The sequence below is a fragment of the Salinivibrio socompensis S35 genome (assembly GCF_000513715.1).
Taxonomy (GTDB): Bacteria; Pseudomonadota; Gammaproteobacteria; order Enterobacterales; family Vibrionaceae; genus Salinivibrio; species Salinivibrio socompensis.
In genome coordinates, this window is sequence record NZ_AQOD01000016.1 from 13,746 (window position 1) to 28,604 (window position 14,859).

Annotated in this window: 10 protein-coding genes and 3 pseudogenes; 6 read left to right on the forward strand and 7 right to left on the reverse strand. The window is 50.4% G+C overall.

The genetic code is table 11. The annotated features are described in order from the left end of the window. Positions 1 to 134: 134 nt before the first annotated feature. The 3 genes from DZ54_RS0102260 to DZ54_RS0102270 all read left to right on the forward strand — a co-directional run bounded on the left by DZ54_RS0102260 (position 135) and on the right by DZ54_RS0102270 (position 1,762). Complete coding sequence (locus tag DZ54_RS0102260; protein ID WP_025672958.1) at positions 135 to 737, forward strand: DUF6198 family protein; 603 nt, start codon at positions 135 to 137, stop codon at positions 735 to 737. Positions 738 to 890: 153 nt separating this feature from the next. After that, positions 891 to 1,286 carry a hypothetical protein gene (locus DZ54_RS0102265; protein WP_025672959.1) on the forward strand — a complete coding sequence of 132 codons (396 nt, stop codon included), beginning with the start codon at positions 891 to 893 and terminating at the stop codon, positions 1,284 to 1,286. Beyond that, on the forward strand, positions 1,283 to 1,762 hold the full coding sequence (locus DZ54_RS0102270) for a hypothetical protein (protein ID WP_025672960.1): 480 nt from the start codon (positions 1,283 to 1,285) through the stop codon (positions 1,760 to 1,762). Before DZ54_RS0102265 ends, DZ54_RS0102270 begins: the two co-directional genes overlap by 4 nt. Here DZ54_RS0102270 and DZ54_RS18330 read toward each other — a convergent pair. Genes DZ54_RS18330 through DZ54_RS0102280 form a run of 3 tightly spaced genes read right to left on the reverse strand, consistent with a single transcriptional unit; the run spans position 1,759 to position 3,388 of the window. Continuing rightward, positions 1,759 to 2,562, reverse strand: a complete 804-nt coding sequence (locus DZ54_RS18330; protein ID WP_051415835.1) for an endonuclease/exonuclease/phosphatase family protein — start codon at positions 2,560 to 2,562, stop codon at positions 1,759 to 1,761. The genes DZ54_RS0102270 and DZ54_RS18330 overlap by 4 nt on opposite strands. An 8-nt stretch (positions 2,563 to 2,570) precedes the next feature. Further along, a complete protein-coding gene (locus tag DZ54_RS23190) occupies positions 2,571 to 2,873 on the reverse strand; it encodes a hypothetical protein (protein WP_051415838.1) in 303 nt (100 codons plus the stop codon). Positions 2,874 to 2,902: 29 nt separating this feature from the next. Then, a complete protein-coding gene (locus DZ54_RS0102280; RefSeq protein ID WP_025672961.1) occupies positions 2,903 to 3,388 on the reverse strand; it encodes a 3'-5' exonuclease family protein in 486 nt (161 codons plus the stop codon). A 313-nt stretch (positions 3,389 to 3,701) separates the two neighbouring features. On the opposite strand from DZ54_RS0102280, the pseudogene DZ54_RS18335 reads away from it, so the two are divergent. Next, positions 3,702 to 4,159: pseudogene (locus DZ54_RS18335) on the forward strand (methylglyoxal synthase). A gap of 53 nt (positions 4,160 to 4,212) precedes the next feature. Here DZ54_RS18335 and helD read toward each other — a convergent pair. Beyond that, positions 4,213 to 6,276 carry a DNA helicase IV gene (gene helD / locus DZ54_RS18340; protein ID WP_051415840.1) on the reverse strand — a complete coding sequence of 688 codons (2,064 nt, stop codon included), beginning with the start codon at positions 6,274 to 6,276 and terminating at the stop codon, positions 4,213 to 4,215. Positions 6,277 to 6,519: 243 nt separating this feature from the next. On the opposite strand from helD, the pseudogene yccS reads away from it, so the two are divergent. Together yccS and DZ54_RS0102300 are read left to right on the forward strand one after the other, a co-directional pair. Then, a pseudogene (gene yccS / locus DZ54_RS27295) lies at positions 6,520 to 8,781 on the forward strand (YccS family putative transporter). Between the two features lie 241 nt (positions 8,782 to 9,022). Next, positions 9,023 to 10,192, forward strand: a complete 1,170-nt coding sequence (locus DZ54_RS0102300) for a Card1-like endonuclease domain-containing protein (RefSeq protein WP_025672962.1) — start codon at positions 9,023 to 9,025, stop codon at positions 10,190 to 10,192. A gap of 121 nt (positions 10,193 to 10,313) precedes the next feature. Here DZ54_RS0102300 and udp read toward each other — a convergent pair whose 3' ends face one another. The 3 genes and pseudogenes from udp to gltS form a co-directional block, all read right to left on the reverse strand. Further along, a complete protein-coding gene (gene udp, locus DZ54_RS0102305; protein ID WP_025672963.1) occupies positions 10,314 to 11,075 on the reverse strand; it encodes a uridine phosphorylase in 762 nt (253 codons plus the stop codon). Positions 11,076 to 11,235: 160 nt separating this feature from the next. Then, positions 11,236 to 13,563 carry a zinc/cadmium/mercury/lead-transporting ATPase gene (locus tag DZ54_RS0102310; protein WP_025672964.1) on the reverse strand — a complete coding sequence of 776 codons (2,328 nt, stop codon included), beginning with the start codon at positions 13,561 to 13,563 and terminating at the stop codon, positions 11,236 to 11,238. A gap of 167 nt (positions 13,564 to 13,730) precedes the next feature. After that, positions 13,731 to 14,836, reverse strand: a pseudogene (gltS, locus tag DZ54_RS18350) (sodium/glutamate symporter). Positions 14,837 to 14,859: the final 23 nt, after the last annotated feature.

Sequence of the window (14,859 nt, forward strand, 5' to 3'; positions counted from 1 at the left end):
ATCTCGTCCACAACGTAAATGATAATGTACGCACTGGTTTGTTATCCACTTGTTATCAAACGAGCGTTTGACTCGACCTCGTTGAAAAGCAGCGTATGGTAGTGCGGTCGTTTTAATAGGGATAGAACGCAAGTATGGATAGAAATCATTCCAAGCGTGAAAACGCACTCGCGCTGCTTATCGGCAGCAGTTTGGTGTCACTCGGCATCTTCTTTTTTAACCAAGTAGGATTACTGACCGGCGGTACCGCTGGATTGGCTCTGTTTTTACAGCGGGTCACTGACTTCAGTTTTGGTGAGCTTTTCTTCGTGATCAACCTGCCTTTTTATTGGCTCGCCTACACCCAAATGGGCAAACGCTTTACCTTAAGCACCTTGGTTGCGGTCAGCATTGTGTCTTTCTGTGCCGATCATTTACATCAAGTGTTAACCATTAATAGCATTCACCCGGTCTACGCCGCGTTGATTGGGGGTGGCCTCATTGGCATGGGCATGCTGGTGATGTTCCGTCATCAATGTAGTTTGGGTGGCTTTAATACTTTGGCGCTGTTCTTACAGCAACGATTCGGCATTCGCGCCGGCAAAGTGCAAATGGCACTGGATTGCTCCATTGTTGTGTTATCACTGATGGTGGTTGAGCCTTGGCTGATTGCACTCTCCATTGCCGCAGCCGTCACCACCAACTTAGTGCTAGCGATGAATCATAAGCCCGGCCGTTATCAAGTCCAGCCGGGATAAACCTACCAATACTGCTTACCGGTGCAGCCGAACCCGCTGCACCGGTCTCTATCCTCCCACACTTGCACATTAACCCAAATGCGAATCACTCTTACAATTGATTGAGATGCGTGGTAAGTTCTTCTTTTTAGGCGCTAACTCAAAGGAGTGTTAATGAGCGCGGTCGATCTCAGCTTCGATGCATTACCCCTGCCCACCACGGTTGCTCTACCTGCTTTCCCACCAGCCTTGGGTTTAACGGTGATACCTGATGACCTGAAAGCCGTTTCCCTTCGTGACCAGCTCACCACATCGGCAGGTTTGAGCCAGTGTTTTGCCGCGGTGAACGCCACCTACGGGGATGCGGATAGCCGTGCCCAAGGTACGCTTTTTATTGGCGCCTATGCCTATGAGTTTCTGCTTCCGGTGCTGGCAAGCTGGCTACAGGGCGGGCAGCTTCCGTCGCTAGATTTGGATAACTGGCAGGTAAAATACGAGCTACCCGCGTCACTAAACCCAATGGCCAAGAGCTTGTTTATCATAAGCCGCATTTTTACCTCAACGCCTTGATTGGTTGGAAACAGCAAGAGGTCGAGGACTGGCGAACTGTCTTACATGGCGCTTTGTTGCATCACTTTTCGCCCTTGGTCGATGCAGTTGCCGAGCAAAGTGGTATGCGCGAAGGACCGCTTTGGAAAGTGGTCGCAGATTCCATTTGTATTGCTTTTTTAATGGTGGGGAAACATCGCAATTGTGAACGCGCCGCGCGTGATGCCGCTCTGTCGATTATTCACCAACGAGGCACACCGCTTTACAGCAAACGCAGTGACTTTCACGATGTGACCGTCTATGACCCAAACGATACCCAAACCGTGCTGCAAACACATAGTTTCCGTTTGCGTGGTGGCTGCTGCCGTATTTTTACCGTAGACGATCACAGTTATTGTTCAACCTGCTGCTTTTTAAAGCCTGACCAGCAAGCGAAGCGACTCGCCGACGTTGCCTATCAACGTGAAGGGGTAACACCGGAAACACAACCTCGCTAAGTCAGCTGAACATCAACCCAAGCCAAGCGGTGATCCGAGTGGGCCCGCGCATGCTCTTGGCCGTTTTTATCACATATCAGTGGGTAGTCGGCATCATCAGGCGCAGGCCAAAATACGCCGGAGGATCGCACCGCTAGCTCTCGCGAAGGCAGGACATAATCGAGGCGCAATCCACCGTTGTGGGTGGCAATTGGCCGCCCTTTACCATCGATAAAGCGAAAGGCGTGAGACAGTGCCGCCTCACTTTTTGGCACCTGGGTGCCAGTGGCGACCTCAGGATGGACACGGTGATGATTCAGTAGTGCCCCAATGGCCTGTTTATCCCCATCGCCGTAGCTCGGATCCGCATTTAAATCGCCGATCACCACAAAAGGTGCCTCAGGGGTCAGTCCGCCACCAGCGCCCTTGTCATCCACTAGCCAATCGGCGTTATCCAATAAGCCAATCAATTGATGAATTTCATCACTGTTCCGGCACCAATTACGCTTCTCCGGCCCATCAAACACTGGCGGCGTAGGATGACACGCCACTACCTGAATGCGATCATCGCCAATATCAATCGGCACAGACACCAGGTTTTTCGAGGCGAGACGCAACGCCTTTTGTGCCTGTTCGGTGTAATAACTCGCGGGGATTTGATGGTGAGGCAGCTGATGCCATGCAAAATGTTGCCACGTGCGAATCGCGGCGTCTTCGATGGGGTAACGCGATATGATCACAAAGCCAAACTGACCGTGATAATGACCAAAACCATGGCACTGTTGGGCATCCGTTACGTGTTGTTGCTCGCTGACCGGCACCGTTAACGTTAAACCGTGTTGGTGGCGGGCAAGTAACGATAAGGATAATCAATCGGAGTTTCACCATGCTGAGGTTCAGCCAAATGGCGCTCACAAAATGCGGCCAGTGCACCATCATCGCCGCCGTTGCCTGGGTGATCAAACTCGCACAGTACCACCACATCGGGCCGCACCCGCTGTAAGGTCGCGGCGAGATTTTTAATTTGCCGGCTCGGGGTGGATGCGAGCATTTGCGATTTAATGTCGCCAACCTTACGTCCTGCCAGAGACAGATTGAATTGCGCAAACCTCAGGGTCGATTGTGCTGTCATGATAGCCTACTCATGCGCTGAAAAGATGGCTATTTTAACAGGCTCTCGAGGGCGCGACGAATTTGTAATGCATCTTCCTCAGCTCGATGCGGGGCGGGTCCCAATGCCTTCATTTCGCGGCTAAAATCGCGTCGGTTGAGTTCACTGTGCTTTTTTAGCCACTGGTTTATCTCCATTAATGTGAATGAAGGACGCATATAGCAGGCTTTATAAAGCCGCCCCATCCAAAATAGATCCCACTGGCTGTCACACAAGACATGATCAAAGGGCGCGAGTGTTTGATTTAAGTGCTGGCAAACGGCTAACACACTTGCCCCTTCACTAACTAGGCGATCGCGAGAGATGCCATGAATTTGGGTTTCGGCCTCTTTGTCCCAGTGGTGCCAGTGTCCGCTGGCGGTGGAGGGGTCAATCAAAAAACTATTGCTGTCGCCACTTGGCAGCACATACCCCACTTCTATGGGGTAAGACGTTAACGACAAACCGGATGCTTCAAAATCCAGTGTCACCCACATACGCGTACTCCTTGCTCATAAGTTCTCCTATATAACGAGGCATTTCCTTTGCCTGGTTACTTAACTGTAGCCTGTTTGTTACGTGTTGGACGCGCTGTCGCGCTGCTTTTGCGTGCTTGGTTAAAAACTGGCTGAAAAAAAGATGCGATTTCATGCTGTTGACAGGTTTTTATTGATAATGTGATAACTCTAACATCCCATATTCAGCGTTTGTCAGGTGTACGCTATAATTCACTCCAGGATTGGCGTAATCTCCAAAACACTGTTAACTCACAGTACGACGTTAACTGCCTTGCTTTAGATGGAATTGATTATGAAACAAACGTCTCGCACCATGCTTGCTCGCAAACACGTCGCCTTGGTTGCGCACGATCACTACAAAGATGCCTTGAGTGATTGGGTACAAGAAAATAAAGAGATACTTAGCCAGCATGAGCTTTATGCCACTGGCACCACGGGCCATATCCTTGCAAGAGAAACAGGGCTTAAAATAACGCCCTTGATGAGCGGCCCGATGGGCGGGGATCAGCAACTTGGGGCGTAGTGATTTCTGAGCAGAAAATTGATGTGATGATTTTCTTCTGGGATCCGCTCAATGCGGTCCCGCACGACCCGGATGTGAAAGCATTACTGCGCGTCGGCTCCGTGTGGAATATTCCCATTGCCACCAACCGCTCAACCGCCCGTTTTATGATCACGTCGCCGCTATTCGGACAAGCCGTTGATATTCAAATTCCTGATTATCAAGCGTATTTGGACGAGCGCCTATAATGGTTCCTGCCCACACTGTGAGACCCTGACCCAACAGTGTGGGTGATATTTCCCTAGAAATACCCTTTCAATTCCTCAACAAACGCTGATGCCTGGCCTTTCTGGTGCACCAACCACACTTGTTTTTGTGTGCGTGTCAGGGCGACATAAAACAGTCGGCGCTCTTCCGCGTGCTCAATCGGCTCTTCATTTTTCCCTAATAAGGCCTCATCGAGTGAGAGCAAGCGTTGCTTGGCCGGAAACACACCTTCATCCATGCCGAGGATAAACACGTAATTGGCTTCTTGACCTTTACTGGCATGCGCGGTGGTATAGCGAAGGCTCAGTAAGGGATACGCTTTTTGCCAAGTTTCCAGCTCGTCAGGGCGTCGGGCGTGGGTGCGACCAATCAGCATCACACTGACTGGGTTATCCGTCTTAACGTGTTTTTTCGCCAAGCTGGCGAGTGTTTTTTCGAGCTTATCATCAGTGATCACCTTAATGGCCTGCGGCTTTCTTGATGATGCCTTGTCGCGCGCATAATCCAATTGTTTATCGAGCTGCTTCGGGTTTTGGCAAATAAATTGCTGCGCGGCATCGCCCAATGCGGCTGAATAGCGATAGCAGGTGGTCAACCAGCAAATCTCACTGTCACCAAAGCGCTGGGCAAAATCCGTGGTTAAGCTGACATCGGCACCGGCAAAACGGTAAATGGCTTGCCAATCATCGCCGACGGCATATAACGAGGCGCGTGGTGCATCTGTTTTGCCGTGGCACAGTGCCTCAAGCATCGCCAGTCGTGCCGGTGAAATATCTTGATATTCGTCGACCATCACAAACTGGAGTGGCGTCGAGAATTTCCGCTGTTGGAACAACTTGGTAGCTTGCGTAATTAAACCATCAAAATCGACCGCTTTATCGGTTTTTAGCGTCTGTTTATAGGCTTGATACAACGGCCAAATCACTGCTAAATCCTGTTTAAGTGCTGCCTGTTGATCAAAATCGGCGAGCGTATCGGTGAGTGTGCGCTTGGTGGTATTGGCTTGGATCACTCGAGAAAGACGCGACCAAATCCAGGTGTGTAACCGGCTTTCATGGGCACAGGCGCTGAGCTCGGCATGATCATCAATCGGTAGTACTTGCTGTTGGTGCAGTTTATCCCACGCTTTACGTGTCGTGGGCTGCTGCCACTGTTCGACGAGCGTTTGAGTCAACCAGGCGGCTTTGGCTGTCTCATCACTGGCTAGCGGAGAAATAATCGGCGTTTGGCCTTGATGTTCGGCCAGTTGCTGGCGGGCATAGCCATGAAAGGTGGTCACATTCACTTCATGGCCAGTTTTGGTCTTAATGCGAGTTTTAAGCTCAGTGGCCGCATCACGACCAAAAGCGAGTAGCAAAAGTTGCTCGGGCTTGGCTTGGCCGCTCTCAATTAAATACGCCGCACGCGCCACTAATACACTGGTTTTACCACTACCCGGCCCCGCCACCACCAAGGTATGAGACTCATCGGTGAGTACGGCCTCACGCTGCGCCGGGTTCAGTGGCGACGACTCAACGTTATCAAACCAGGTTTGCCACTGGTTTAGCATCGCAGTCTGCCACTGCTGGTTGCGGGTTTTAAGCCAGCTTTTGTCTCCCTGCAACACAGGCATGAGCGTCGCCGCGGTCATTTCATCCAAACGAGAGAGGAAAGCGGCTGGGATCCCTTCACTTTCTAACATGTTCAATAGGGTTTGCTGGGCGGTGCGTAATTGTGCAACACGAACATATCCTGGCGCATTTACCAGCGTCTCATAGTCAGCCAGCAAACTCGGCCGTATCAGCGCCAGCCGTTTTTGATAACGTGAGACATAGGCTTGATAACGCGCATGAATGGCTTTGCCGGCCTGCTTTGCCCGGTGCCAAGGCAGACCAAACACATCAAATGGGTAAGCCTCTCCTTGCTCCGTGAAGCCCGTCAACGAGATAGTACCCCAGAGTAACCCACGTGAAATGGTGAGCTGCCCATTCCAGGCTGAAAAGGGAATATATTGACGATGATGACGAGATTCGAGTAACAAGCCATCATTTTCTAGCTGCAGGCTATAATGATCGCCATAAACAAGCCATTGTGCCCAGCGATTTGCAGAGATTTTCATATCAATACGTTAGTCAACCAATAAGGCGTAGGCGCGGCTTTTAAAAGATGCTTGGCATGCTACTGCTCACCACCCGATAAATCAATTCAGTCGTCCACGACGTCCGCTCTATAAGTTGACCTACCGGAGGAATTGACCTATCGCAACCAAACGATAAAAGCGGGGCTTAAAGGCGCATTCAGACTTAGTTTCTCGGGCTGTTTCTGGTATCTTGCCAGCATTATTGGCCGATAACGTTTATTTATGTCCTTTTCTCTGCCACGTTTTCCCACCGTACCACTCACGTTGCGTGAGTATTGGGCCAATCACCGGATCAACGACAGCATTCGTGTGCTGATTGCGCTGATGGGCGTTGCCTTGTATGCCAGTTATGCTGGGCGGACCGATATTGTCACTCCGCTCGTCCTTGGCGTCATCGCCTCGGCACTGGCAGAAGTCGACGATCATTTTGGGGCCGAGTACGCGCGTTAGGCGTCACCTTGGTCTGTTTTACCGTGGCGGCGTTTTCGGTCGAGCTGCTGTATGACACGCCATGGTTGTTTGCTATCGGCCTCACCGTGTCGAGTTTTGGTTTTATCATGCTGGGAGCCATTGGTGAGCGCTATGGCACTATTGCGTTTGCGTCATTGCTGTTGGCGGTTTATACCATGCTGGGTATGGAGCAAGGCAGTGATATGTGGATGCAGCCCATGATGCTGCTCTCAGGGGCAGCCTGGTATGGTATTTTATCGCTGATATGGATTCTCATCTGGCCTCATCGCCCGGTACAGCACCGACTCGCCACCGTATTTCGTCAGACGGCGACTTATATGGAAACCAAATCCAGTTTGTTTCACCCTGTCGCTGAATTAGTTCCCCAACCAACGCGTATTGCGGCGGCCAATCGAAATGCTCAGATCGTCGCCGCACTGAACCAAGCCAAGGCTTCGTTACTGGCGCGCGCGCGACGGGGGCGACTGACCCAACGGCATCAAGCGTTATTGCAAACCTATTTTATTGCCCAAGATATCCATGAGCGTGTGAGCTCTTCTCATTATCGCTATCAAGATCTTGCCGCCCAGTTTTTCCATTCCGATATTTTGTTTCGCTTTGAGGCCTTGCTCAATGCTCAGGCCAATGCCTGTCGCGATGTGGCCCAAGCGTTATCTATCGGTGCGCGCTATCAACATCCGAAGGCCGGCCAACAGGCGTTACTGACTATTCAACAATCAATGCAGTATTTATTGGCAGATCAAACCCAAGATGCCTCGCGTATCGCCTTACTTCATCAGCTCGACTTTCTGTATAAAAACCTCGAAACCGTGGAGCAGCAATTGGCGAGTCTCAGTGATTTAGCCGCCAATGATGGTACACAAGAAAGCGAACTGGCCGACCCCGACGCACGGTCCTTAGGCGAAATGGTGTATCGAATTCGCCGCCAGATGACGCTCAAATCGCTGCGCTTTCGCCATGCGGTGCGCTTATCGTTGTCGTTGCTCACTGGCTATGGGGTGATTCAAGGGCTATCGCTTGAACATGGATTTTGGATCTTGATGACAATCCAATTTGTCTGTCAGACCAACTATTCGGCGACGCGAAACAAACTCAAAGAACGGATATTAGGAACCGTTGGCGGTTTGCTTCTTGGGGTGCCAGCCCTGTATTTATTCCCCGATCCCAGTAGTCAATTAGCGTTAATGGTGATCACAGGGGTACTCTTTTTCGCGTTTCGCACCGTGCAATATACGCTCGCGACCCTATTTATCACCCTGCTGGTACTGATGTGCTTTAGCCAATTTGGTCAAGGTTTTGCGGTTATCTTGCCACGACTGGGGGATACCGTGATTGGCTGTTTGATTGCCGTTGTCGCCGTTCGTTATGTGCTCCCCGATTGGCAAGCCCACCGTTTGCGTGGATCATGACTGAGGCACTACAAGCGAACCGTGATTACCTCGCCCATGTCATCGCACAATACCGCGTCGGTAAACGGGATAATCTCGCCTACCGCATCGCACGTCGCCATGCACATAATACCGATGCCGAGCTAACCACAGCTATCAGTAATATGTTGGTCGAGCCTGGGCGTTATCGTACTAATATCGAAGAGACATTTCGGTTCTTGTGTTTGAACAACGCGATGTTGAGTTACATTTCAGCGCTTGGGGCCCACCGTCGTCGCATGGACGATGAGGTCAACCATCAGAAAATGGCGCAACTGCATCGTGATATCCATCAATCACTCAACGCGTTAACCGAACGACTCCGTCGCGAACTGCCGACGGAGCAACCCACTCAAGTTGCGTCAACCGGTGATAAAACGCTATCTGCCAACCGGCAGAGCTCCATCCCGACGCGGCGTACCACGAAACCCTACCAGAGCGTGATGCTGAATCTCATGAGATGGCCGATAACACACCGCTAAGTATGGTACTGCAGCAGTTAACCTTAATTCAGCGTATGATCCCTGAGTTAAATATGCTCACTGCGACATTACGTCAGCAAGCACTCAAACAAAGCCGGACTTAGATAAGCCCTCCTCAACAAGTACGCGCCCCGTTACCGAGCGGTCGTTGGCTGGGCGCGTGGTTAAAACGCTAACACTAACACCCAAAGGTCAGCACTCTGTCAAATTACACTTATTTACGCGAACAACGGTTGAAAGCCGGACGTTGAGGACGGATATTAGATGAATATCACCTGTTGAATCTGGCAACTATACTTACCACTTATCGGCCTGTTGCCGCCGCATAGCCCGCCTGGAGCATTTATGGCTATTCATGTAGGAATCATTGACTCGGATCCAGTCCGACTCGTTACCCCTGTTTTACATCAGCAATTGCCTGTCAGTAAGCTAGTATTGATTGGTACGCTTGAACAAGATCTCGAGTTTGAGCGTCTCACCCGCGTGTTAGCCCCAAAAGGCATTGAAACGGAGTTTTTTGAGATATCGGATGATATCAATATCCGAGAAGTCAAAAGCCAAGTAAAGCGTCTTGCCGAGCAGCTCACCCAATCTTCTGAAGACATTCTTTTTAATGCGAGCTGTGGCCTACGTCACCAATTATTGTCTGCTTATGAAGTGTTTAGAACCTATCAATGGCCCAGTTATGTGATTGAGCCATATAGCGACGAGTTGTGCTGGCTCTACCCCGATGGTCTTCCACAGCAACAGGTGGAAGATCATATTAGCTTGACCGAGTACATGACGATTTTTGGTGCCCGTTGCGCGGATCACGATGAGGTAGAGACAAGCTGCCTAACCGATGATATTTATCATCTAGGAGAAAAATGGGCGAGCAATGCGTATGAATTAGGTCCAGGTTTAGCCACCTTGAACTACTTGGCAACCACGTGCCGAAAAGAGCAGCGCCTGGATGTCGCATTGAGCGAAAAACAGCAAGGCTACCGTGAACTAGGAATGCTGCTCGATGATTTGTCTGATGCGGGATTGGCACGCTACGAAAATGGCGTTCTCACGTTTAGTTGTGAAGAAGCTCGACGTTTTTCCAACGGAGAATGGTTAGAGAGCTACGTGCACCACACGGTTACTTCAATTCAAAAAGAGTTACCGACTATCCAAGACAGTGCGCTTTCTATGCAGGTTTATCGTCAAATTGGCGAGCGTGAAGTCCGCAATGAGTTGGACGTCGCCATGGTGGTTAACAACAAGCTTCATATCATTGAATGCAAGACAAAAGGCATGTCTAGCGACGGTGATGACACCCTGTATAAATTAGAGTCGTTACGTGATCTGCTAGGCGGCTTGCAAGCACGTGCAATGCTGGTCAGCTTCAGGCCATTACGCCATCACGATATTACACGGGGTACAGATCTTGGTTTAGCCTTGATCGGCCCTGACCAGCTGGCCAATCTGCGTACCCATCTTTACGATTGGTTTATTGCGGCTGGCGGTACTATCGAGGTAAGAACAAGTTAATCGATTACGCGAGGAAATACGGCACGTTCGACAAGCTTGTTTGCAATAAAAAACTATCAGCAATAAAAAACGCGGCGCCCTCTGGCACCGCGTTTTTGTAGGATAACGACGTCTCGCTTATTTACAGAAGCTTGCGGGCCGCTTCCACCACCACTTTGATGGAACGTGCTTCCGTTTTTTTCAAGGTCGCGTGATCTGGGATTTCTTTTTGCGTACGGTTGATAATCACACCCGCGACACAACCGGCACGTAAGCCAGAGCTTGCACACATAGTCAGCAAGGTTGCTGATTCCATTTCAAAGTTCAACACGCCCATGTCTTGCCATTCTTGCATTGACCCTTGGAAACGACGCACGACGCGACCGCTAAAGGTGTCATAACGCTCTTGGCCTGGGTAGAAGGTATCACTTGAAGCGGTTACTCCTGTGTGTACGGTAGCGCCATCTTCGTCAACCGCGGCTTTCATGGCCGTTGCGACATCAAAGTCTGGGACTGCGGGGAATTCCATAGGCGCAAAGTGCGTACTTGCCCCGTCGAGACGCACAGAACCAGTGGTCACGATCATATCACCCACGTTGATATCAGGCTGGATCGCACCGGTGGTACCGACACGTAAGAAGGTATTCACGCCTAGTTGCGCCAATTCTTCTACCGCAATAGACGTTGATGGGCCACCGATACCGGTTGAGCAAACCACGACAGGTTTGCCATCTAACCAACCAAGGTACAAGGTATATTCACGCTGTGAAGCGAGAAACGTTGGGTTGTCCATCAAGTTCGCGATTTTTTCAACGCGAGCAGGGTCACCGGGGATGATGGCGGTGGTTGCGCCTTGTAGGTTCGCTTTTGTCACGCCAAGGTGGAATACAGGGGTATCAGACATAATCAGTCTCCTCGCAGGATGCTATCATCAGCATTTAAAATAATGTAAGGCCTACCTAGGTAGGCCTGAACTCGTTATTGATTATGTGTTTAGGATACCCAAATTTGACCCTTTTTATGTGACCATAATCGACATATTGCACGATTACTTCTTACAGATTTCAGGATTTAGAGATCGGTATCACTTTATAAAGGTAAAAAAAGACAACGGTTGTCCTTATTTTTGGCCTTAATTCACGCAACAGACGCAATGCATTGAGTGTCACTAACGCGGTCGCCCCACTGTCTGCCAGTACAGCCACCCATAAGCCGGTGATCCCTAACACGCTCGTGACCAAAAATACGCCTTTGAGCCCCAGTGCGATGGTAATGTTTTGCCGCACATTGGCTTGTGTCGCGCGCGCCAGTTGAAGAACGCGAGGAAGCTCAACTAAACGGTTATGACTCAATGCCGCCTCAGCCGTTTCAAGCGCGACATCCGTCCCACTCCCCATTGCCACACCCAGTTGCGCCGCTTTCATCGCCGGGGCGTCGTTAATGCCATCACCAATCATAGCGATCCGGTACTGACCCGCTAACGCTTCAACCGCCGTGACCTTGTCTTCAGGTAATAGCCCAGCACGATAGTCAATCCCTAACTCATCGGCTATTTCAGCGGCTGCTGTGGGGTTATCTCCTGTCAGCATCACAGGATGAATCCCCATGGCGCGGAGCTGCTCAATCGCCTCACGCGCATCCTCGCGCAGTTTATCGCGCCAGCCAATCATGCCATACGGGCGTTCATCGACCATCACTACCGCGACAGTGACACCGCGTGCCGCAGTCTGACTTGCCTGTTGATAGTAGGCATGGTCAAGCGCGGCGTCCGGCACTTTGTCGAGCGCAACAAGTCGAACACGCTGGTCGTCAACCATACCTTCCACCCCTCGGCCTGCATTAGCTTGAATTCCTGAGGCATCCGGTATCGACAGTCCACGTTCGGAGCTATAGCGCACGAGTGACTTGGCCAATGGATGATGACTACCGCGTTCGATCGCCGTGGCTAATTGCAATAGCGTGCTTTCATCACCTTGCCACACACAAACATCAGTGACCATGGGCTTACCTTCTGTCAGTGTGCCCGTTTTATCAAAGGATACCGCGTTGATACTTGCCAAGCTTTCTAGCGCCGCGCCGCCTTTAATTAACGCGCCTCGACGTGCTGCGGTTGCCAGGCCCGAGGTGATCGCGGCGGGTGTGGAGATCACTAGCGCGCATGGACACGCAATCAGTAATAATGCGAGACCACGATATAACCACTCTTGCCAGCTGGCAGCAAAAAATAACGGCGGTACGATCACCACTAATATCGCTAAACCAATCATCGCAGGGGTATACCAACGGCTGAATTTATCGATAAAGCGTTCAATCGGCGCTTTTTTCGACTCTGCCTGCTCAATCAAATGCAGGATGCGATCAATGGCGTTTTCACCTTGCGCAGATATCACGGTCAGTGTCACTGTTTTATCGGTGGCGAGGCTGCCTGCCATCACGGTGTCGCCCGCTTCAATATCGACCGGAATCGACTCCCCAGTCAGTGCACTTTGATCAAAACTCGCCGTCGTTTCCATCAACTGGCCATCCGCCGGTAAGCGCTCACCGGCGCTAATTTCAATCACATCACCGGGCGTTAATGCGCTCGCTGCAACCGCTTCACGCTCACCGTTTTTGCCCACTCGCGTCACGGTATCAGGCACTAACGCCATTAATGATTGAATACCGTCACGGGCACGCGTCGAGGCATATCCTTCCAGCCGCTCCCCGATCAGAAACAGCACCAAGACCATAGCAGCTTCGGTTGTCTCTCCTAAGTAGAGGGCACCGAGTGCGGCAATACTCATTAGTGTTTCAATGGAAAACGGTGATCCCTGACGTGCTAGCCGACCCGCTTTAAGTAAGATAGGGGTTAACCCAACCACAGTAGCGCCAGTAAATAGCCAACCTGATAGCGATACTGACCAATAATGCAGTCCCCAGGCGATGAGCATACTACCAATCAATCCAAACAAGAGTGCATCATCGCGCCACTTTTGCCAGCCAGAGGGTTCAGTCGAGGATTGATTTAAAGCCACCAGAGGAAACCCGACTTTCTTGGCGGCGTGCTGAATCGCCGAGAAAGCATCAGCCGGTGCATCATTCGATAAGGACACTCGCAGTTTCTCAGTCGCAAACAGCACTTGGGCGCTTTCAACACCAGGCGTTGCGTGAACTGCCTTCTCTAGTTTGGATGCACAGCTTGGACAGTCCATCCCCGTCACCGCCCACTCATGGGTCACAGAAGAGAAAAAGGGATGCCTGTCAGGATCGTCGTCACCCGCATTCCCCTCGCCATCTTGATGACTCGAACAGCAACTTGTCTCTTGGCAGGTGTTTGTCACCGCCTGCGTAGACTGAGAAGCGGTTTGATGATGGGGTTGATGACAATGGTGATGGCCGCAGTGTTTACACATAATCGACTCCTTTTCGGTCGTTGTGTCAATAGTCTAACGACAGTATAAGGGTTGGAGCCCACTCCAGAGTCAAGTGTAATAGAACGATATTCAAAAACAGCCATGATCAAAAAACGCCCAGTCATTGGTCTCTGACTGGGCGTTAATGTGTCCGGAAGCGTGTTCAGCTACTGAATCACAAAGATATATCCTTGCAGAATAATGAGGTTCACGATGTCGATAAAGAACGCACCCACAATGGGAACCACCATAAAGGCTTGAGGCGCGGGTCCGAAGCGGTTAACGATCGATCCCATATTCATGACTGCTGTCGGTGTGGCACCCAAGCCAAAGCCACAATGGCCACCGGCAATGACCGCGCCCGTATAATCGCTTCCCATCAGCTTAAAGGTGACATAGTAGCTAAATAATCCAATCACCACCGACTGGATCGCGAGAATAATCAAAAATGGCACGGCTAAATCGAGAATATTCCATAACTTCAGGGTCATTAATGCCATGGCGAGGAATAAGGATAGCGAGACTGTTCCCACCATATCAACCGTTTCGGACTCAAGCTTACGTAAGTTAAACAGCTCTAACGTATTGGTAATGATGACACCCAAGAACAACGCATACACAAAATCAGGGACCATTAGCCACTGAATATTGAACCCACTGACCCATTCAGATAAGTGACTCGCGCCTGTAATGCACAATAATAAAATAAAGAGGACTTCAATCACTTTTTTGGCGGTGACTTTATCTTCTTCATTTTCATTATATGTAACCAGCTCGGGATATTTTACATGAGTCGTTGTCCCGCGCCCATATTGAGATTCAAGTTGATGTTTATTAATTAAGCGCTGAGCAACAGGCTACCAATGATCCCGCCGATAACGAGGCCAAGTGTCGCCGAGGCCATGGCGATCTCTAGCGTGCTTTGAATTCCATATTCATCAGTCAATATCTGTGCCCAGGCTGCGCCAGTGCCATGACCGCCTGATAGTGTGATTGAGCCTGCGACCAAGCCCATGAGAGGGTCAAGGCCCAGAAGGGACGCAAAACTGACGCCAATCGCATTTTGAATGAGAATATAGACAGAGGCGATCGCTAAAAACCAGAAAACTTTTAGGCCACCTTTCACTAACTGTTTATAATTAGCTGCCAGCCCAACGGTGGCAAAAAACATCAGCATAAAGGTGTTTTTTAACGGTAAATCAAATTTAAAGTTTATACCGTTATAATGTAATACTGAAATCACACAAGCAATCATTAACACCACAATGGTCAGGAGTAGTTGAAACTTGATCGAAC

What these genes read in the sequence shown, in the direction of transcription:
- DZ54_RS0102310 (WP_025672964.1), bottom strand. Translation starts at nt 13,563, where the DNA reads ATGTGTAAACACTGCGGCCATCACCATTGTCATCAACCCCATCATCAA.
- DZ54_RS23190 (WP_051415838.1), bottom strand. Translation starts at nt 2,873, where the DNA reads ATGACAGCACAATCGACCCTGAGGTTTGCGCAATTCAATCTGTCTCTG.
- DZ54_RS0102260 (WP_025672958.1), top strand. Translation starts at nt 135, where the DNA reads ATGGATAGAAATCATTCCAAGCGTGAAAACGCACTCGCGCTGCTTATC.
- DZ54_RS0102300 (WP_025672962.1), top strand. Translation starts at nt 9,023, where the DNA reads ATGGCTATTCATGTAGGAATCATTGACTCGGATCCAGTCCGACTCGTT.
- DZ54_RS0102280 (WP_025672961.1), bottom strand. Translation starts at nt 3,388, where the DNA reads ATGTGGGTGACACTGGATTTTGAAGCATCCGGTTTGTCGTTAACGTCT.
- DZ54_RS0102265 (WP_025672959.1), top strand. Translation starts at nt 891, where the DNA reads ATGAGCGCGGTCGATCTCAGCTTCGATGCATTACCCCTGCCCACCACG.
- udp (WP_025672963.1), bottom strand. Translation starts at nt 11,075, where the DNA reads ATGTCTGATACCCCTGTATTCCACCTTGGCGTGACAAAAGCGAACCTA.
- helD (WP_051415840.1), bottom strand. Translation starts at nt 6,276, where the DNA reads ATGAAAATCTCTGCAAATCGCTGGGCACAATGGCTTGTTTATGGCGAT.